The sequence below is a fragment of the Leptolyngbya sp. PL-A3 genome (assembly GCF_039962325.1).
Lineage (GTDB): Bacteria > Cyanobacteriota > Cyanobacteriia > Elainellales > Elainellaceae > Vacuolonema.
Map to the genome: position 1 here is coordinate 109441 of NZ_JAMPLB010000012.1, position 20783 is coordinate 130223.

The following is a 20783-nucleotide window of genomic DNA, read 5'->3' on the forward strand; positions in this document are numbered from 1 at the left end:
TACAGTGCACGAAGCTTGCCATATCAACCTTTCAAAGTTCTTCACTAGTCGAAGTTTGCTTCTAGAACTACTCGTATTAAGGGGCGTAAATTTGCCTACGTTTAGAGATAAGGGGTGTGTGGTACCTTCCATCTCTAAACATAAGTAAATCTACGCTACTGAGTACTAAGGAGGTTTCTGCATAAGAATTTACCCAGAATGTTGGCGCTTTGCCCGCGAAGCGGGCAAAGCGCCAACATTCTGGGGGTAATTTCATTACTGGAAATCTCCTAAGCTTTTTAACTCCAGTTAGAAGTATTTTTAATAGGTATCGATTGGATAATCGTAACAAGGGATAGCGCGGCGTCAGGAACTACAGCCGTTTTACAAATTATGTAGAAACCATAGCGAACGAACTTAGCTCTGATAGGAAAGTAGGGGTCAAAGAATCTTTGACAAAGACCCCAGACCTTTTTCGGAATCCAAAGAGTAATAAAGCGATACTTTTTCGTCTACTCAAATCAAAACCTAAAATCCTGATTTTGGCATTACTTCCAATAGCAAAATCAGGATTCTAGGTTTTGGCTCAAGCTGTAAGTAACGCCAGTACTGTCAGAGCTATATGTACCACCTAGCTCTGATGGATATATCAGAGAGCATACCCTGGCTACCGGGTGTGTGCCAGTTCTCGAATTAAAGGAAGACGGGAACGAACGTAATCGCCTAGGACATCCATTTCTAAGCCATTCAAGGGGTGCTCAGAACCGAATTGGTTAACGAGCCAGTTCTCTAGACTGCTGTCGTCCAGATTCAACAGGATGCTGGATTGAGTATCGTCGATGAAGGACCAGAAGCGGTGTAGCAATAGAGGTGTCATGGATACCTCTCTTAAGGCTTTTTTAATATTTAACATGTTCCTACGATAAATCCTAGCCCCGTTTTCTGGTAGGGGGACACACAAGACAACACAAGTTGTACCATTATCGTTACAATGCGTCGAATTACTTGACCTTGTTGTATCCAAACCTGTGCATCTGCATCTTTATTGAATGCGGGGCTTATATTACGAACATCCTCTAACCAGGTAAATCAAAAAGCTGAAATGCTTATTCTGGAGGGCATACAGCATTAATCTGTTTAAGGAATTAACGTAATTTTCGGTTACATACAGGGCCTTATTAAACGCTTGGCAACCTCAATAATTTGCAACACGATAGTGTTACTTAGTAGGCTTGACGGAACAGCCCGTATAGTAAAGAACACTTGAGAGGCTGCATGAAAAATTGATTCTTCATGCGCTATACGTACGAAAAATTCGTCTCTTGGCGGATCTTTCAAACAGCCTCTTACAGCGCTTTTAAGGGCTGTAATTGCAAAGCCTTTTTTAAAGAAAAAGAGTTAGGGTTCTTTCGCTGCGTATAGTATTACGTGCTTAGAACAGGGTATTTTTGAAAAACTGTTATGTACGGCTTTTCAAAAATACCTTGTTCTGAGCACAGCCCGATAACTCACTAACCTCAGTTCGGAATAAGCTGAAGTGCTCATTTTGGCGTGCGCTTTGCGCACGCCAAAATGAGTGTTTTCAAGTGCCGCACGTTGCGCGGCACTCGAAAACACCCTTAACCCCGACTCAGGTTTACTACGATCGCCCCAAACCTCTCAGAGAAGGGCAAAAAAATGTGCACAGTACTCAATACCGTGCACAACTTGCTTTACAACGGAGTATCGGATCGCACATAAGCTGCAATTTTTAAAGCCAAAATAGAGGGTTTTAGCTTGCTTCAGTCGCAATAAGCTAAAATTTTTTCGCACATAAACTGCAAATATACCCGATAAATTGCGCATAAACTGCAAATTTCTGAAATATAATGCCACTTACTACCCTCCATAATCGCTTAAGACCTTGCTATACAAGCATTTGAGACCTTCTTGCAACATACCTTTGTGATAGCATTTATTATGCTTTATTTTTGAGGTGAATCCCAGAAATCAGGCATAGACTGATCTGGCTCTCTCCATAGGTATTGGGTTAGTTTTTTACCATCCTTAGATTTTGTAACCGGATTTTTGGGGAGCTTGACTCGTAGGAATTGATAGAGCAGATTGCGATGCACGTCAAATGTCGCTTCCAGCAAGTCCACGTAGACGGAGGCAGTGTTCAGCACCATGCGGTAACTTAACCAAGCTGCGGGAAAGGCAAATAGTGTTGCCCACCATGCCAGAGGAGTCCAGACCAAGAAGAGGAGGCTCCAAAGACAAATCCGAACAGATGTATTGAGGGTAGCCCAAGCTTCCTGCAATTCTTTTCGGGTGCTATCAGGCAGCAGCCAGAGGCGAGGCCAGCAGACAACTGCATCTAATCCATACCGTTCCTTTGGGCGATATTTGGATGCTCGGAGATTCCTTAAACGAGAAGGCATGAACTGGTTCTTCTTGGAGGAGGAATGTACGATTAACCAATCGAGTTAAGCGTATTTGTTCAATTCATTAGAGGTAAGGTTATCCTCCTCTTCATTTTGTAATTTGCCACATAACTCGCTCCAGTCTTGCAGGTTTTGCTCCCACTGCTTGATATATTGTTGGGTACGGACTCGATACAATAGCCTCAGTCATTTGGGCCAATATCCTTCCAAGAAGCGCAGTATTGTTCGATCACCCCTTTAAGCGATTGCTGCTGAAGTCACAATAACGATCAAATCCAGATTAGCAGTTCGTTCCAAGCGTTGGTTAGGCATATAATACATAGCCTGACCCTGAGCTTTGGCATCACTGATGTGCTTCAGCGATTGCACTTACCAAAATCTACCCCTACCGCCCCAAACTGCAAAGTTCCCACTAGATCTTAAAAGTTGCCGCATTGGATCGTTCCATTTGCTGCCCCAAGGTTGCCAAGGTCCTGGACCTATCTTTGTCGCTAACTTTCCAGTTCGCAGATTAAGTGAAATTTTTTGAACGAGATTGCGGGCATTCCAGACTTCACAATAGCGGACTAAGTGAAATTTAAATGCGGACTAAGTGAAAAAATCGGGATTAATTCTTCTCCTTTGCTTAAAACCCTTAAGGGATATAAGTTTCAGCCTCTGAAGAAATTTCGCCTCTGTCCTGCTGCCACTATTCTGTAATTATTCTTCCTCAACCGAGATTTGCATCGCTGTTGAACTTTTTCTTGAGGTTACCTCCAGAGTTGTAAATTATTCTTCCAGGACTCTTTTTATCTTGGATAGTCTTATTCATGCGAAGAGAAAAATAATTGCTGTTTCTGCAAATCCTGTTAGAGGGGCTTGCGAAATTAGACTTTTCTCTCATCCTTAATGTGAAATGACTAAATACCTTGTCTGAAAACCGTGCATGGGTCGCAAGTGAGGTGTGAGATTTTACCTATCACATCCTTGAAGGTGTATAAGAGAACAAGTAGATAAGCCCTAAAGTCAGACATAAGCAGCACCGACGTAAGCTTTTTGTAGCCTGGGTAATGGTATCGGAGATGAGCTATAGCTAAACCAATAGACGATTGCTCCAATTTTTCCTCGGAGAATGCTGTTTGGCGGTGAAAAGGATGTCCCAAAGCAGTTGAGTTAACTGTGTGAAGATAAAGCTATTGAGCTTCAAGCTAAATAGATTCACTCCACTGGCTCAACCCATTTGACAGCACCTTAACCCAGATTCAATAAGGTTTTTTAGCTAAAGGGATTATCAGAATAACCTCTTCACAAGCTATGCTCCAAGATTGGTTATAGGGACTTAATCGTCCAGCCTCGGTTAAACTAAATAAAAAGGATTTGTACTCATTGACAAATTGAGCTTGATGATCATCTAAAGAACTTGACCACTATTATCTTTAGAATACTTTAATTTTTCCAACTCCGGAAACTCTAGTGTTATCACTGAATTTAAGTATCAATTGGCTTTTGAAGCTGCTAGGTTCTCCCAGCATGGCTGCTCAAGTTCAGAATCAAAGTTTGTAACACGTGTAGCATAGACTTAAATGAGCGGAGATATTGGAGACACTATTGAGGCAGGTGGGGCACAGGGGGTAATTAATAAACCTGAAGGTCCAGTAAATTTAAATTACGGAGACACAAATAGCGCCGGGCAGGATCTTGCTGGGCGTGATGTCAATAAAAACACAATTTTTAATATTATTGTGTCCCCAACGGGTACTGAAGCTGGCACTACCGCTCAACTACTTCAGCAGTTAGAAGGGCTGATCAACGCAGCTGATAGTTCCCAAATCACTCAAGCTTTTCGTGATTCCTTGCCACCCGATTCCCGTGTGTCTCGGCAAGGTACTACTGATTTAGGGAGTGCAATACAGCAACTTCAAGACTTTAGAAGCTTAGAGAAATTTGCTAAAAAGCTTGAGGGTTTGCTCAGCAGCCAATCTCTGGAAAATCTTCAAGCATACTTAATGCTTGCGCTACGTCCTGACCGAGCTAAGCCTGATCAGTTTCGCCTCAAAGCGTGGTTAATTCCAGATTCAAAAAGTCCAGGTAACTGTATCTCACTAATAGTAGAAAGCTTGGATAAAGAGAATGAAGCACAATTACAGGATGCAAACTCATATCTCATTAAGGATTTGCAAGCAGAGCTGCCAAATTTATTAAATAGTTTTCTTAAATCAAGTGAACAATTTCTTAGAGAGCCATACGATTTAAGTATTGAGCTCTTCCTGCCAATTTTACATATATGGTCTGAAATAGATCGTTATGCAATCAAACTTAGAAGTAGACAAATTCCTATTGGAGCCAAATATCCAATAACGGTCAGATCCTCAGAGAGATTAGATGATCCAGATTATCGGACAACGGATTACCGCAATGACTGGCTGAAAAATTGGAATAAAGTAAAGAACTTGCTGAATGATATTCCTGAGGAACGTATTTTTTATCCTATTGACCAATTAGATAGTTGTAATTGGAATTCATTCATTACGGAATTTGTTGGGACAGAACAAGTCGGCATTAAAGTAAATTGTCCTATATCAGAAGATGATTCGGAAGACCTATTCCTAGCTCTTTTGGATGCTGCTGTTCCGATCGCTATTTGGTCAAGACAAAGTATCCCAGAATCAGACTTACTCCAAGAAATAGCTGGGCTTCTTACCTCTGGTCCTCTGTTTAAGTTACCTAAACTACTTTGGAAACAGCGTTCGTCTGCCTCAGATCCTGATAAACATCTCGCTTGCCATTTAGCTCTTTTATGGGAGGATCCTAGTCGGCTGCCGCCTGATGTACAACCAATCGCCTCTTACCACTGAGGCACAGTAACACTGTTGAAGTAATAGCTAGGATTCACTATGAGCGACTGGAAAATTTTTCGGGGTAGTACTCAACCACATGATGGCATTGAGGATTTACTAAAGCTAGAACCACCAACTTGGCGAAAGTTTGGTCGTGCATCGGCAGTAAAAGAGTTTGATTTGCAAGATCCAGTTTGGAATGATTCTGATAGGAATGAAAAGCGAGGAGCATCTTTTCGAGTTCCAGAAAATCAACCAGAACTAATTGATATTATTAATGCTGCCTTGCATTTGAGACGTCCTCTACTTATCACTGGTAAACCTGGCACTGGTAAAACCTCTCTAGCCTACGCAGTAGCTTATGAATTGAAATTAGGACCAGTGCTTGTTTGGCCTATTACTGCTCGGGCAACCCTTCAGGAAGGACTTTACCGCTACGATGCAATTTCACGTTTACAAGATACTAAAACTGAATCTAGCAGCAACCCTTCTGAACCTGAATCCCCGATCAAGAATCCTGCACCTAATAACAAAGCCGCTGAAGATGAGGATATCTCTCGAGACATTGGTCGATATATTCAGCTTGGACCAGTTGGAACTGCTTTATTGCCTTCCAAACGTCCGAGAGTTTTGCTAATTGACGAGGTTGACAAAAGCGATATCAATTTGCCCAACGATTTGCTCAACCTTTTTGAAGAGGGGGAATACGAGATTCCAGAGCTTGCTCGCATTGCTGATAAAACAGAAACGGTTAATGTAAGAACCTACGATAAGCGTAGAGCAACAATCAAGTCGGGACGTGTTCGTTGTTATGAATTTCCATTTATTGTTCTTACGAGTAATGGAGAACGTGACTTTCCTCCAGCTTTTCTAAGGCGTTGCTTGAGACTAACGATTAAAGACCCAGATGAAAAGGCACTTACGGAAATTGTTGAAGCTCATTTAGGAAAGGATATTTTAGACAAGGCAAAGCCACTTATTACCAAATTTGTAGACAAACGTTCAAAAGGTGACTTGTCACCTGATCAATTATTAAATGCTGTATACCTTGTAGCTGGCCGATTGAATTCTAGCGAGGATGATAAAGACAAGTTAGCAGAATTATTGATGGAGCATCTGAAGTAGGTAGTGTAATTCCAATGATTGAGGAACTAGTTGCGGTTCTGAATTCCAAGCTAGGGTTAACCGGCAATGAGATTGCCGACATCCTTTGGCTTGCATTACACATAAAGCTACCTGAATCAGAGCAAATAGATAAAGGTTCAAGTCAAGTAATACTAGATAACCTCAGTAGGGATCTTAACCAGCCTGCAACTCCAACAGAGAGCAAGGTAGCGAAAGAAACAACGAGTCAATCACAAAATGCTGAAGAATCACCGAACTTAAGCACTTCAGATAACCAAAATGCCCAACAAGCTGGTTTGTTTCAGGATTCTCAAGATAATCGTTCTAGGGGCGGGCGAGGCAAAGAATTAGCTTTTAAGGTGCCGGATGCCCCCTCGCTTAGAGAGCCATTGAGCTTGGCAAGAGCACTCAAACCCTTGATGCGTCGAGTGCCCTCCAACTTTCGCTCAATACTTGATGAAGAGGCAACTACACAGCGTATTGCCAAAGAAAAACTTTGGTTACCTATTTTGAAGCCAGACTTAGAACCCTGGCTAGATTTGGCGTTGGTTGTGGATGAAAGTAACTCAATGGTGATTTGGCGTCATACCATTGTAGAACTCCGACGCCTTATGCAGAATTATGGTGTCTTTCGAGATGTTCGTTTTTGGGGTTTAGTCGTTAATGATGGCGATTCTTTAGGTGAAGATAAAGTTCAGATCCGTTCTGGCATCGGTTCTTCTGGTATAAATCATCGACCTCGAAGCCCTAAAGAATTAATTGATCCTAGTGGGCGCTCTCTAATCCTGTTTGTCAGTGATTGTGTATCTGCTTATTGGTATGACGGTACTCTCCTGCCGACTCTAGGCATATGGGCACAAAGTTGTCCAATGGCGATCGTCCAAATGTTACCTGAATGGTTGTGGGATAGAACAGCCTTATCTCGTGGAGCAGCGGTGTGGTTTCGGTCATTAACCCCAGGAGTAACCAACCAACAGCTCATAGTTGAGGGACGTTCACGCTCAGCCAAAAGGCGGCGGCGGAGTCAGCCAGAGATAATACGTCCACAAGAAATTAAAGTCCCTATTATTACTCTTGAACCGGGTATATTTAAGGAATGGGCGAAGATGTTGTCTGGCAAGGGTGGAGCATTATCACCTGGCATCATCTTTGAACCAAGTAACGACATTTTTTCAGAAAGCATCGGGCAAGACGTGTTTGACGAACTGTCTGCCGAAGAACGGGTGCAACGGTTTCGGGCTACTGCTTCACCCGTAGCGAGAAGATTGGCAATACTGCTAGCGGCGGCACCAGTCATTAGTTTGCCTGTCGTACGCATTATCCAAGATAGGCTTCTCTCGGAGTCCAGACAGGTACATGTGGCTGAAGTTTTTCTGGGAGGGCTGCTGAAGCCTTTATCGGAGGTTTGCTCAGATACAAACCCCGATCAAGTTCAATATGACTTTGTATATGGGGTTCGTGAAGTTCTCCTTCAGTCTGTTCCTACAAGTGATGCAGTTAATGTTTTTGAAGAAGTTTCTAGCTATATTGCTGCTCGTCTTGGGTTATCAGTAGAAGCTTTTGCAGCAACATTAAGAGCTATTGAGCATATTGAGGATAAGGAGCTTTCTAATCAGACTCGACCATTTGCAACTGTAACTGCTCAGATCCTGAAACAATTAGGCGGCGATTATGCTCGTTTTGCGGAGGAGCTAGAGCAAAAAGTTGGTCCGATCGAATTGTCTGCCGAAGAGCGTGTGCAACGTTTTCGGGCTACTGCTTCTTCGGTAGCTAAAAGGTTAGCGTCACTTCTTGCAGCTGCACCACAAATTACTTTGCCTGTTATACACACTATCCAAGGCAGATTTCTCCCATCGTCCAATGAAACTCATGTAGGTGAAGTACTGTCGGGAGGATTACTCGCAACCCCACAAGAAGCTATTGAAAATACAGCTTCAGAGGAAATTCAATACGATTTCATTAGTGGAGTCCGAGAAATTCTTCTTGCAACCCTTCCTAACGAAGATGCCGTTGCAGTACTAGATGTAGTTTCTAATTACGTAAGTAACCAGCTTAATTTATCAATAGATAGTTTTGCTGATTTGCTCAGAAATCCAGAACAAGTTGAAGGCGAGGAAATCGCTAGCCAAATACGTCCTTTTGCATCAATCTCAGCTGAGATTTTGAAGCGGCTAGGAGGAGAATACACAAGATCTCAAATTTCACGATTAGCAGAAAGTTTTACAGGGCGTGAGCGAATTTTTGATGTAATTGAGAACTGGCTTGCATCCGCAACTGAACAATTTCTCATTCTCGTAGGGGAGCAGGGCTCCGGCAAGAGCGCCATTACTGCCCAATTGATAAAGCGATGGGAGCATCAAGGAATCATTGCTGCTTATCATTTCTGTAGAGCTGGGGATGTAGAAACGGTACGACCGGGGCGAGTCTTGCGATCGATCTCGGCGCAGCTGGGAGAAACCCTACCTCATTATGGGAAAGCCTTGAACAAGGTGCTTGAGCAAGTCCATTTGAACATTGATATCAATATCAATATCAACAGTTTGACAAATAGCCAGGTTACGGGAATTTACATTGAAAACCTAAAGGAGCTTGACCCTATAGAAGAACTGCGACTGCTGATTCAATCTCCAATAGCAGCACTTCCAGCAATATATGAAGAAGAGGGTATAGAACCTCCACAGCTGAAGGTGTTTCTGATTGATTCGCTAGATCAAGCAGTAATTTACAGCTCAGAAAAGAACTTAGCCATGCTCTTATCGAGCATGACTGATTTACCTTCTTGGATCCGATTTGTATTTACTACCCGTCCGGATAATCGCGTTTTAAGTTATCTGGAATCTAAAAAATCTTTTATTCAACGTTTAGATGAACTTAGTGAAAGTAATCTAAATGACATTCGCTCGTATATTAGCCAAAGACTTAGTGAGCCAAGTTTACAGATAAAAGTTCAGATATCTGAAAAAGATCCTCAACTTCTACTGAATGAGTTGATACAACTTTCTCAAGGCAACTTCTTATATATAAAACTACTATTAGACGCAATTGAGCATGGTCAACAATCTATCCAGGACATATCTGTTGCACCAAAAAGTTTATACGAGCTATACCACAATTATCTGAAACAACTTGGTTCGGATTGGGAAAGCGATTGTAAACCTGTTCTGGGAATCTTAGCAGTTGCTCAGACCTCTATTACTCAAGAACAAATAAGGAACTTTAGCCAGCTTCGTAATAGGACGATTCAGCTGATATTACATGAGATCTCCCAATTTCTAGATGCGCGCGAAAATGAAACTGGAGAGAACGAGTATAGTTTGTTTCACGAATCTCTGCGAGTTTACCTCAAGGATAGGGAAACAAATCAGAATTTCTGGTGCGACCCCCAAGAGTATCACTCAAAGATTGTTGCATATTATAAGCAGGGACAAAGGTCCTGGAAGCAATCCACTCTGGAGCAAATTGACGATTATGGGATACATCATCTAGCTCATCACTTAATAGAAGCAGGACATGAAAATGAGTTGAGTGAGCTACTAGCAACTGCATCTCCTAACCAACTCGAGTTCTGGATACAAACATCACTCTCTTTTGCTTCCCAATCTGAGGAAGTTTCGGCAGCAATACTCGACGCAATTGTAAAAAATCAGGACGAACAGGAACGTGTTCGAGTATTAACTGAGCTTACTCCTCACTTACCTACAAGGTTGCTACCTAGTGCTTTAGAAACGATTCAGTCCATTCAAAGCGGTTCTCTTCGTGCCCAAGCTCTAATGGTTTTGGTAGAGAAACTGATGCCAGAATTATTGCCTAGAGCATTGGAGATGTCTTTAAGTATTCAAGATGCTTATGCTCGTTCTCAAACCCTCGTTGCATTAGCAGACAAACTACCTGATGCATTGCCTAGAGCACTGGAGGCAGTCCAAGCGATTGAGAGTGAGGACTCTCGTGCTCGGGCATTGAGGGCACTGGCAGATAAACTGCCCCCCGAGTTGTTGCCCATGGCACTAGAGACATCCCTAGCGATTGAAGATACGTATAGTCGTGTTCAAGCACTCACGGCAGTAGCAGAGAAGTTTCCTGAAGCTGTGCCTCATGCTCTAGAGGCTGCACAGGCAATTCAGAATGAGGGCGATCGTGCGAGGGCATTGAGTGCGATCGCCTCTCGATTAGATGCATCTCAACCCCAACTTCTCCAACAAGCCTTATCCGTAGCAACAGCTATTCAGGATGAGTCTTACCGTGCGAGGGCATTGAGTGCGATCGCTCAACAGTTAGATGCCTCTGAACCCCAGCTTCTCCAACAAGCTCTACACATTGCACAAGAGCTTTCCGATGAGTCTTACCGTGCTGAGGTATTGAATGCGATCGCCTCTCAACTGAATGCCTCTCAACCCGAGCTTCTCCAACAAGCCCTACAAGCCGCACAAATGATCAGAGACAGCAGGTATCGAGCTGAAACCCTAATTCGTCTACTACCACATCTTCCTGAGAGCGTTCATTATCAGGTCTTTGCAGCAACTCAAGAAACTGAGTATGAGCCCGATCGTGCTAAGTTACTGATTCAGTTAGCACCTCTTATGTCTGAAGAAATACTCACAGCAGCTCTTCGGGAAATACAATACTTTCAAGATATAGAGCTTCGACAACAGGTTTTAACAGGACTCTCTCCTCATTTACCAGCAGGTTTACAAGAACAAGCTAGCCAACTCTTTGCTGCAGCTGAGAAAACTCTTCTTTGGACGCATCAAAATACTCGAGTTTATGCAGTTCATACTGACTCACCTTGGAATTTACCATTTGATGCTTTCGTAATGCCAGTTGGCTACAGAGGGACTTTTGGAGCACTTGGAGATGCATTTCAGAACTTTTTAGGTCAAGACTCTGAGCTTATATCTTCCGCCGTTTTTGATGAGATGATAGCTAGAAGACAAGATACAATTACCCCCGATCAACCACTACTAGTTTCGTTGCCAGCAGCTGTTAATCAGAAGTTTTGTTCACAAGGTGATTCAACTTCCCAACGGTTCCTTATTTGTGTAACGGTAGAATCAATCACAGGAAATGATGTTAACCCTGAAATTAGCACAGCTAACGCTGCTGTTACATCTGAGGCTGTTATCAAATTGGCAGTTCGATATCGGTTTTCACGTTTGGTATTTCCACTAATAGGAACTGGAAGAAACCGTCTATCCATTGATCAAACTGCTGATTCTATTCTAGGAGCTATAAGTAGAACACTTGAAACCGTTGAGTCTACTACTCTTGGAGAAATCTTTATAGTCGATGGAGATGAAGCAAAAGTTGAAGCTCTCATCCGTGCCACCCAAAAATTGGGTGATTCTCAAGAAACACCGATAGGAAGTGAACAAACGGAGGCTGCTTTTTCTCCCAACCTAACTAGGACTGAGGACATAGCTCAGGAATTATTAAGAGAAGTTCAGCTTTGGGAAGCTTCACATGCAGCTACTACACAGCTAGGCAAGGGAGCAGAGGCTGTTGATTCACTTCTCCAAAGCCAATTAAGATTTGGAAATCCTCTTAGTAGTCTTATCCAGCTTACGGAGAAAGTTTTTCAGGATGTTGGCATTGAGTTGACAAGCATTTATAAACAGCAGATGCAGGAGCGGTTTGATTTTTACTACATGACATTGCCCATTAATCTGCATTCTTCTCGTGGTGTGAGTTTTTCTCAACTAACTTGCGAGCTAAACCTCAGTTCTGAAGAGGGAGCTGAACCAATCGTTCAAACTCTCTTTCCCTCATCTAGATGGAAATCAGTAATAGAACTGGATACATCTTATGATGTTGGTTTAACTGGGAATTTGGATTGGGGTATTGGAGTTGAGCCTTCTATCTTAGGGGAATCTTTAAAGTCCGTACCAAATGAGATTAGGACAAATATTGTAAGTAAAGAACAATTTAATTTGGCTTTAACGATCCCAAGTTATGAGCTTAAACTCAAGAATCCTGAAATCATTGTGACTGGTGAAGGAAGTGCAACCTGTCGGTGGTGTATTAAAGGTCAAGACTTACAGGAAATTGGGACAATAAAATTTGCTATTGTTTTCAAAGTACCTAAGGGAGCAAGAAGATCGATTAGCTTAAGAGGTATGGTTTATGCTGAACCTAATATAAATTGGCTTAGATCAGAAATTAGAGACGTTTTTAGTCAATTGCCAAACCGCTTTAAAGACTTATTGAGAAGTAGAGATACTGCAGCAAACCAGCTTGCTAAAAGTGCTGTTGAAGAATGGGTTTTTGAACTTTCTACCTCTACTAATTCTTCTGTGCCTAGTTCTAGTAATTCAAGCATCGTAAATAAAGGCCTTTATATTTATCGTATTCAAATTACTAATAATGAAACTGTAAAAATCCAAAAACAAAATGAAGGACAAGTTCTTGGAGAACTTGTGGGACGTTTTCGTTATTCAGATAGAAAAGCTGAGTTTACACCATTGTTTGAACTCATTCTCTACAATGAGTTAAATAGTGCTAATCAATCCAAAGCTATTGGAGAATATTTATTTGACTGTTTATTTGATGAACCTCTAAGTCAAGACTTTGTTGATTTTTATAATGAAGTAGTACGACAAAAAAAACAGTTTCTACGCATTGAACTAGACATTGACGAACAAGCAATGCCTGAGATTGCAGCCATTCCATGGGAATTTATGCGTTTGCCAGAAAGGCTTGGGGTGGGAACAGTTTGGTTCGCTACTACACCGGAGATAGTTTTTGTACGTCATCGAAGTATTTGGATGCCACCATCTCCGATTCAATTTAGTGAAGGTGAAAAATTGCGAGTTGCATTAGTTGTTGCTTCACCTCCTGATTTACCTGCAATTAGTTACGACTCTATACAGAAAGAACTCAACAAGATAGTCAAGGAAAATTCTAAGAAAATTGAGTTTCTTCCAGTTGTTAATTCAGCTACTTTAAATGCTCTTGATGATACCTTATCAAGAAAGCCTCATATTCTTCACTTTATTGGACATGTGCGATTAACTGATGAAATTCAAGCAGAGATGGGACAAGTAGCATTAGTAGATGATACTTTTGACGAGTCAATGTGGGTTGATGCTGATTACTTCAGCGAATTGTTCAATCGTCATTGTCCTGCACTTGTTTTAATGCATGCGTCTGAAAGTGCTAAATTGTCTAGTTCAAAAACTTCTGTCAGTATTGCACTAAGATTAGTGCAGCAAAATGTTCCTACTGTAATAGGATTCCAAGATGAGGTTACTAATGCAACAGCTAATCGATTCGCTCTCCGTTTCTACCAATCTTTAGTCCAAGGAGATGCAGTAGATACTGCAGTACAGCAAGGGCGAAGAGCGATCGCTTTGGGACCAACTCAATATCGTAAACGAGACTTTGCTACACCTGTTCTTTATACAAGAGTACGGAATAGCCAAGTGTTCTTTGAAAGAAGCGCTGAGTAAACTTTTCAAATCGAAGTGAGAGAAGTATGAGTTCACTAGTTGAGCATTTTCAAAACATTTGGTCTCGTATTCAGCAAACTCCGACTCAATCTCCGATGCGTAGCTCTATTTCTCGAGATCGAGTTGATATCGGCGGCACGATGGGAGATGCTTTTCAGCGAGATGGTCACTACTTCCAAGTACGCATCAATGAGATGTTTCTCGCAAATAGCCGTGAATGGTTTAGCCAATATGACCCTTTAGTCTTTGTCGTTACTGAGTTTACCTATAACAAGAAGGTTGAGGCTGTTCCATTCATTGTCGGTCCCTCACTGCTTGAGAAGCATGGTCAACAAGCCCCTGCAGGAATGATTTTTTCCAATACTAAAGTGGCTGGCTTATATCCTTACAAAGGTGGGCAACTCGCACTTTCCATCATCTTAGGTCGAGTTCGACGAAGTAACTATGCTAAACAAGTTCTCAAATTAGTAGAAAGCACTGCCTCAGCCCTCGATTTCTCGACTGCTCTCAGCACGTACGTCAAAGTTGCCAATGTATTACTGGATGGTGTTGAATCCTTGTTTGGTTTAGGAGATACACAAACACTCGTTGGTCTACGCAAAGAATTTGACCCATCAGCAGGCGATCAATTCAAACCAAACTTCTTTGTTCTTATCGATAAGCCTGAATCTGAAGTTGATACTAGCCAACTGTGGGTTCGAGACAATCAGCTCGTTTATGGCTCTAGCCTCTCAACTGCCAAACCTTATAGAGATGCAGATTACGTCTTGTATAGCATTGTCCAAACAACTGAGCGGCAGGACGAGACAGCATTACCTTTCTATCCACTGTTTGAACAAGTTAAGGAAGCTGCCGCGAAACCCGATCCTGAAAGCTGGAAACGTGCTAAAGCAAATATGCTGACCCTTTATCAGAATCTAGTACTTAGTCCAGATTTAATTCCTGGTCAGGTGAGGAATCTTGTGAACAATTACGTGCAGGAAATGCGCTATCTACATGCCACTGCTGTTGGTTTAGGTTCTCTCAGTGGAGATGATGGCTTTGATATCGGCGCTATTGAAGGTGATACCAATATTGAGTCTAGCCTAAGCAAAGCAACTGAGATCCTTGACCTTAAGCTATAGTCGAATTTCCCGGAGAACTGACAGTAAAGTTGAATGCGTCTCAGTCATTTGGCAGCAGCCTATCTCAATTGCTGAAATAAAGTTGCTATACCTTGTAGGTCTGGATAGGTTCTGATGAGACTCTGAAGAATTCGTTTTGCCTCGCCTAGCTTCGCTTGCTTCCTATCCAAACGACCTGAAGATTCAGCATTTAATGCAGACTGTAATGCCGCATCGAGGGGGGCTAAATCTTCAACCAAGTCATCCTGTCCTTTTTGCCTTGCCAGTTCTATTTTTTGCTTAAGTTGTGCATCTACTTCCTCTAATGAAATAGTTGGAGTAGATGCATTAGAGGATGAAAATGCATTCGTGTATACGTTTTTGTTTATATCACGACCAGCATAATCTCCATGAACTGTAGTTTTATTACCAAAATCCATATTGACCGGACCTGAAGGGCGATTAACAATTCCTTTTGCCCCTTCAGCGTTAATAATATCGCCTTCGTGCTTGTTGCCTTTAACGATTTCTACATTTTGAATATCACCACCAACTGCGAAATTAAATTCACCACTCAGAATTTGTTGTAGTGCTTTTTGGCTTTGAGCAGGTTCAATCTCTTTTGCCGCTTTTCGTGCTTCGCCACTGAGAGTTCCCAACCCTTCTTGATCAGTCAGTTCGCCCCCGGGAGACTTCCCACGATGCAACGCTACAGCCATTGCTCCAATTCCTTTCTGGACAGTCAACTCAGGTTCTTGAGCAAGACCGTATTCTCCAAACCGTCGTTGAACCTCACCACTAACAGTCTCGAAGACGGCTTGGTATAAATCAAATACACTTACATATCCTCGTCGATTCTCAATACCTTCACCTCGCAAACCCTCGCTTAATGCTTTACCAAAAAACGTCATAGACGCATTTTTAAGGAAATATGATTTTTGCGTTTCTCGACACGCCGTGATCACTACTCGTCCTTGGCCAGTTCCAAGCAATGCAGCTATAGCCTGCTCCGGTAAACTCCTCTGACCAGATACTTCTTCGGCTGCACTCAAAGACTCGGGTGAGATTTCACCCGAATAACAGGCATTAAATATCAAGAGTGTGCGTTTAGCCTTAATAGCTTGAAGCTTCTCTAATAGCTCCTTTTCCCGAATCCCACTCCCTTCTTTAACTTTGCCGTTAACTAATTCAGTTTCATGAGTGGTTAGATAGTAGTGCTTATCTTCCCCATACTCACCATGTCCACTGTAAAACAACAAGAAGGTGTCACCTTCCTGAATTTGGGCAAAAGAATCCAGAGCAGACAGAATAGCTTGTCGTGTAGCACTGCCATCGTGCAGCAGCTTGACCTGCTCTTCCGGGTAGGCACAGTACCTTGAATCACACAATACAGCTTTCACCTCCTGGGCATCCTCTGCTGTCAGAGGTGCATTCAAGTTGGGTACATTTTGGTAAGAGCCAACTCCAATGACTAAAGCATATCCACTACTAAAAACCATTCGGTTTAACCTTGGTAAGCGCTTTCCCGATTTTACTCCTAGAACTGAGAGAATCCCGTGAAGTTAAACCCATCGATACAAAAGGGGCAGAAGCTTTTCTACTCCAACCAGCCCTACTTCAATTACACATATTTTTCAGTCTCTTCGGGTTTGATCCTCCAAATCCCGATGCATCTTGAAAACACAATTTACAAAGGCCCTATTAGGCGAATTGACCTACACAGAATACGAATGAAGCTGAAATTTATTTAGAATCAGTGGTTCAAGTGGAGTAATGCTTCGTCTAGTTGTAGGGGAGATCTCACTTCTGATTCAGGAGTTATGCATCTGTAACTATCGTCCTCATGAACCTGATTTCGCGGCATGTATAGTTGATCCAGAACCACATCATACCGTTCCTCGGCTAAGGTGTACCCCGTTGTCTAGACAGTTCTTATAAAACTTTAAGATAATACATCACAACCGCCTAACTTACTGAAATGCACGACTGCCGGGACTTGATAATTCAACGCCACGTAAGCGTTGATGATTATAAAACTCAAAGTAATTGACCAAGCCCTCGATCGCAACTATAGCCATGAATGCCTATCGATCAAATGACAGAATGAATTTGGATAATGACAGCCATAAACCCAATTGCCTTCTACTGTCTTATTTGTCGCGATAGTTATGATCGAAGCTGAAAGCTTGAAATTAAACGGATCTGAGTGTTGCCGCTTGTTGTCGGCGCTTTGCGATCGTTTCCTTCACATCAGCGATTGTAGCTGGTATTTTGCCAGTATAGCTGTCATCTTATATAAGGCCTCTTTGCTTTTCTGGCATTTGGTATCTTCTCAGATGAAGTCAGTGTACTAATGAAGTCTCTGCTTCTTTCCCGAATTCTCTCAAGCTTTCTCTCATTGGTTGACCTGATATCAAACAAATGTTGGATCTTGTCTGTAGACAAAGCCGTTTTCTCAAAATGTGCCTTGGAGACTAAAGCATCGTTATGCTCAAGAGCAAGCCTAAAGGCTCTTACTAACCAATCTTTAAGAATTCCAACACGACCAATACTGTACGTCTGGAAAAATTCTACATCTTGCATTTCCGGCTCCTCATTAATTACGAGATAGGGTTGAAATCCATCAAGTATTTCTTGAAATACTTGATAGTCATGCTTGTCGTAGTCAGGAAAATCAAATTGCCTAACTCGAAGACAAAGTTGTTCTATCGGAGAAAAGGATAAATCTAGCAATTCATGATTGCCGACCAGGAGATAGTTAATGTTTGAATCGAGTAACGAATTAAAGTAAGATAAATCTTCGAAAAACTTGTTGGAATTGCGAGAAGAAAATAAATATTGAGCATTATCTACAATTATGCAATTCTTCTGGCAAGCCGCAAGATTTCGCATTAGTTTCTCTACTAATTTTATTAGTGTGTAGCGTTTGCCGATCCACTTTTTAGGTTCTTCGATTTCTAAGTTTGCAACTCTACATCCTCGCTGCGTATCTGAAAAGTCTTGTACAAATTCATCAGGATCATACAAAGCCTGTAGCGTGCGCAAATGAAGATTTCGCCAATTTTGTTGTGGGGGTAATGAGAAGGAAGCCTGAACAAAAAGTGATTGGGGAAACATCATTTCAAGATGTTTGGCTAGAGTAGTTAAGCCGACACCTGCTGAACCAACTACTAAAGTTGGGGTGTGGGATTGTAAGTAAGCTGAAGAACTTGCAAAAGCCTGCCGATAGAAAGGGTGAGGCAGAACAAAGTCACTTAGAGCTTTGATCTGATCAAATTTCTGCTGCTGAAGAGATTTGCTTGAATCATGAATCAACATTTTGCACCTCAAAAAATAGCTTTAGAAAAGTTGAAGGTTTTAGATTTCTATGGAAATCAAAGCCAATCCGGAGCATCAATAATAATTATTTCCGGACAATACTTTCTTAGTTCTTTCCCTAAAAGAACAGAGAGTTTAATGTCTGAGCAACCTACTGTTAAGGAGCGGCATTGCTCAGTTCTCAAATACCAATCCAGTTGTTCCAACAAACTATGAAAGTCAATAGATGTCATTCTCCACCTCACTAATTCTTATAGGAAAGCCAGCAGATAGAACAAATTCGATTAGTACGATTAAGGACGTTCATCAGACATCTGTTGATGGCTTTTAGAATAATTGGTTCCATAGATTGACGGAGGGACTGTGGTTGAAATAACACCATTCTCAAACCTTCTTAATATCTTATATACAAAAATAAACTTATATACCAAAAATAAAGTAGTATACCAAGCTGTTGTATATCAGGGAAACTTTAGGCTTTGAGGCGGCTTCATCATCCTGCAATAACTGCAGCGATAGCTAAAATCCTGAACAAGGGCGATCGCAGAGCCTGTCCTAAAAGCCCGATAATAAAATGAAGGTAGATGTTGGAAGCTGGATTCTCTAAGTGCTGCGGATGAGACTTTGCGTCAATATGCTTCTTGAATGGCAACTTGGGGAGAAGGATGGCAAACCTCGTACTGAAAGGTTGCTTTGGTTAAGCCCATCCGGCTCTGATCTGGTGACTATTGATGTTTTCGAGCCAAATGCTTTGCCAGTTTTTCAATCTCGAAAAGCCATTGAAGCAGCGATAGCATCTGAACAAGTTAAGGTGCTAAGTGTAGATCCTTATGCTTCTCTCATTAGGCCCGATCACACAATCCCGGAAAAACACCGAAAATATCGTGATGAGGCATGGGAAGCTATTTCTGCGTTGGTTGATGACTCAAGTGGACGGATTTTCCTGGCTAAGGAACGAGGCACTCTTATTAATAGTGCAGTGGAGCGGACAGGGCGAACAAAAATGTCCCTGTATAAGTATCTACGTCGCTACTGGCAAGGAGGGCAAATGAAAAATGCGCTTCTCCCGTCGTTCGACAAGTGTGGTGCGAGGGGAAAAGAACGCAACAGTAGTAGTAGTAAGCGAGGTCGCCCTAGCAAGCTCGCAAAGGACACTAAGACTCCGACAGGAGTTAATGTTGATGCATCGATTAAAGAAAAATTTAGGAAGGGGATAGACCAAATATATTCAGAGACTCTAGGTATAGGAATGCGTGATCTCTATAGGAGAATCCTTGAGGAGTACTTTCATGAGGGGTATATTGAGCTACCAACGTATGAACAATTTTGTTATTGGTATAAAAAAGAACGAGGAATCAACCAAACAAACACTAAGCGTAGACGACAGAACTATATTCAAGGGCATTTAGTCCAGCCATTGTTTGGTCCTGGTTCTCAATATCAAATAGAGATCACGGTTTGCGATGTTTTGCTGGTGAATTCCTTAGATCGGAAACGAGTTATTGGATGCCCAACAGTTTACGCAGCCATTGACGTTTTCAGCAGATTGATTGTAGGAGTTAGTGTTGAATTTGCAAGTCCTACCTCTTCGGGTGTAATGCGTCTTTTGGAAAACGCAGCCAGTGATAAGGTTGCTTTTTGTAAAGAAAACGAAGTTGAAATTCAAGCGGATGATTGGCCTAGCTGCTATGTACCAGAGGCAGTTTTAATAGAGCAGGCAGAACTTTGTGATGAACTTAAACACTCTCTTAATAGCTTAAACATCAGTGTTTTAGAATCTTCAGCATATAGAACTAATTGGAAATCTGTGATTAAGCAGCACTTCAAAGTTAGTGAAGATGAGTTTTTACAAGCTTCATCTGAGACTAATTATCATCCTGCTAAACAAACCGATTCTAATCAGGACCTTAATGCTGTTTTAGATATACATCAATTTCGCAGGCTTGTAGTTCTCTTAGCTCTAGAGCACAATCAGGCTTGGCAAATGGATTGGTATAAGCTTAATGAATTTATAGTTTCTGACTCAGTCAATCTGTATCCGATTGATTTGTGGAATTGGGGTGTCTGTAATCGTAACGGTCATCTTAGGGAACTGTCAGCTGAAATATTAAAGACAAATTTTTTACCTCGAGGTATTGCATCTGTCCATTCCAATGAAATACGTTTTGAGGGCTTGTCTTACTCCTCTCCCCATATTGAGCAAATAAAAGCTCAAGGATACATAGAACTTCCAATAATTCATGATCCTCGAAATGTTGATGTTATTTACTTGTACGGTATCAAAGGTGGAGAAGGAGCTAACTATTACACCCTAATTGACTCTTGTCATTTAATAGATGTAGATAAAGCCTTTCAAGGATGTGATTTGCATGAAGTTGATGATTTCTTCAAATCACAGGAACAAATAGTGGAAATACCTACAGAACGAGCACAAGTCTTTCGGGAGATTGTGAATACCCAAATCCAGCAAGTGATTTCTGAAGCCAAGGAACAAACCCTCAAAGCCTCAAAGGCTCCAGAACCAGCAGAAAGCGAGGTTGAATAAGCTGCAATTCAGGATACACAAAAATCTGAACA

9 protein-coding genes are annotated in these 20783 nt (G+C 41.8%); 5 read left to right on the forward strand and 4 right to left on the reverse strand.

Annotation, left to right across the window (positions count from 1 at the left end; translation table 11 throughout):
- Positions 1–646: 646 nt before the first annotated feature.
- Positions 647–856, reverse strand: a complete 210-nt coding sequence (locus NDI52_RS11945) for a hypothetical protein (protein ID WP_190789436.1) — start codon at positions 854–856, stop codon at positions 647–649.
- A gap of 1087 nt (positions 857–1943) precedes the next feature.
- Entirely contained in the window at positions 1944–2399 is a 456-nt protein-coding gene (locus tag NDI52_RS11950) for a hypothetical protein (RefSeq protein ID WP_348256401.1), read from the reverse strand.
- A gap of 1565 nt (positions 2400–3964) precedes the next feature.
- Between NDI52_RS11950 and NDI52_RS11955 the strand changes: the two genes are divergently transcribed.
- Genes NDI52_RS11955 through NDI52_RS11970 form a run of 4 tightly spaced genes read left to right on the forward strand, consistent with a single transcriptional unit; the run spans position 3965 to position 14909 of the window.
- Positions 3965–5236: a hypothetical protein gene (locus NDI52_RS11955; protein ID WP_348256402.1), complete on the forward strand. Its 1272-nt coding sequence runs from the start codon at positions 3965–3967 to the stop codon at positions 5234–5236.
- A gap of 39 nt (positions 5237–5275) precedes the next feature.
- Complete coding sequence (locus tag NDI52_RS11960) at positions 5276–6343, forward strand: MoxR family ATPase (RefSeq protein WP_348256403.1); 1068 nt, start codon at positions 5276–5278, stop codon at positions 6341–6343.
- A gap of 14 nt (positions 6344–6357) precedes the next feature.
- Positions 6358–13785: an SAV_2336 N-terminal domain-related protein gene (locus NDI52_RS11965; protein WP_348256404.1), complete on the forward strand. Its 7428-nt coding sequence runs from the start codon at positions 6358–6360 to the stop codon at positions 13783–13785.
- A 26-nt stretch (positions 13786–13811) separates the two neighbouring features.
- A complete protein-coding gene (locus NDI52_RS11970) occupies positions 13812–14909 on the forward strand; it encodes a hypothetical protein (protein WP_348256405.1) in 1098 nt (365 codons plus the stop codon).
- Between the two features lie 59 nt (positions 14910–14968).
- Here the strand turns inward: NDI52_RS11970 and NDI52_RS11975 are convergent, their stop codons facing one another.
- Positions 14969–16387, reverse strand: a complete 1419-nt coding sequence (locus tag NDI52_RS11975) for a caspase family protein (protein ID WP_348256406.1) — start codon at positions 16385–16387, stop codon at positions 14969–14971.
- A gap of 787 nt (positions 16388–17174) precedes the next feature.
- On the reverse strand, positions 17175–18206 hold the full coding sequence (locus NDI52_RS11980; protein WP_348256407.1) for an ATP-binding protein: 1032 nt from the start codon (positions 18204–18206) through the stop codon (positions 17175–17177).
- A gap of 721 nt (positions 18207–18927) precedes the next feature.
- Between NDI52_RS11980 and NDI52_RS11985 the strand changes: the two genes are divergently transcribed.
- On the forward strand, positions 18928–20751 hold the full coding sequence (locus tag NDI52_RS11985) for a Mu transposase C-terminal domain-containing protein (RefSeq protein WP_348256408.1): 1824 nt from the start codon (positions 18928–18930) through the stop codon (positions 20749–20751).
- Positions 20752–20783: the final 32 nt, after the last annotated feature.

What these genes read in the sequence shown, in the direction of transcription:
- NDI52_RS11975 (WP_348256406.1), bottom strand. Translation starts at nt 16,387, where the DNA reads ATGGTTTTTAGTAGTGGATATGCTTTAGTCATTGGAGTTGGCTCTTAC.
- NDI52_RS11980 (WP_348256407.1), bottom strand. Translation starts at nt 18,206, where the DNA reads ATGTTGATTCATGATTCAAGCAAATCTCTTCAGCAGCAGAAATTTGAT.
- NDI52_RS11960 (WP_348256403.1), top strand. Translation starts at nt 5,276, where the DNA reads ATGAGCGACTGGAAAATTTTTCGGGGTAGTACTCAACCACATGATGGC.
- NDI52_RS11945 (WP_190789436.1), bottom strand. Translation starts at nt 856, where the DNA reads ATGACACCTCTATTGCTACACCGCTTCTGGTCCTTCATCGACGATACT.
- NDI52_RS11965 (WP_348256404.1), top strand. Translation starts at nt 6,358, where the DNA reads ATGATTGAGGAACTAGTTGCGGTTCTGAATTCCAAGCTAGGGTTAACC.
- NDI52_RS11950 (WP_348256401.1), bottom strand. Translation starts at nt 2,399, where the DNA reads ATGCCTTCTCGTTTAAGGAATCTCCGAGCATCCAAATATCGCCCAAAG.
- NDI52_RS11970 (WP_348256405.1), top strand. Translation starts at nt 13,812, where the DNA reads ATGAGTTCACTAGTTGAGCATTTTCAAAACATTTGGTCTCGTATTCAG.
- NDI52_RS11955 (WP_348256402.1), top strand. Translation starts at nt 3,965, where the DNA reads ATGAGCGGAGATATTGGAGACACTATTGAGGCAGGTGGGGCACAGGGG.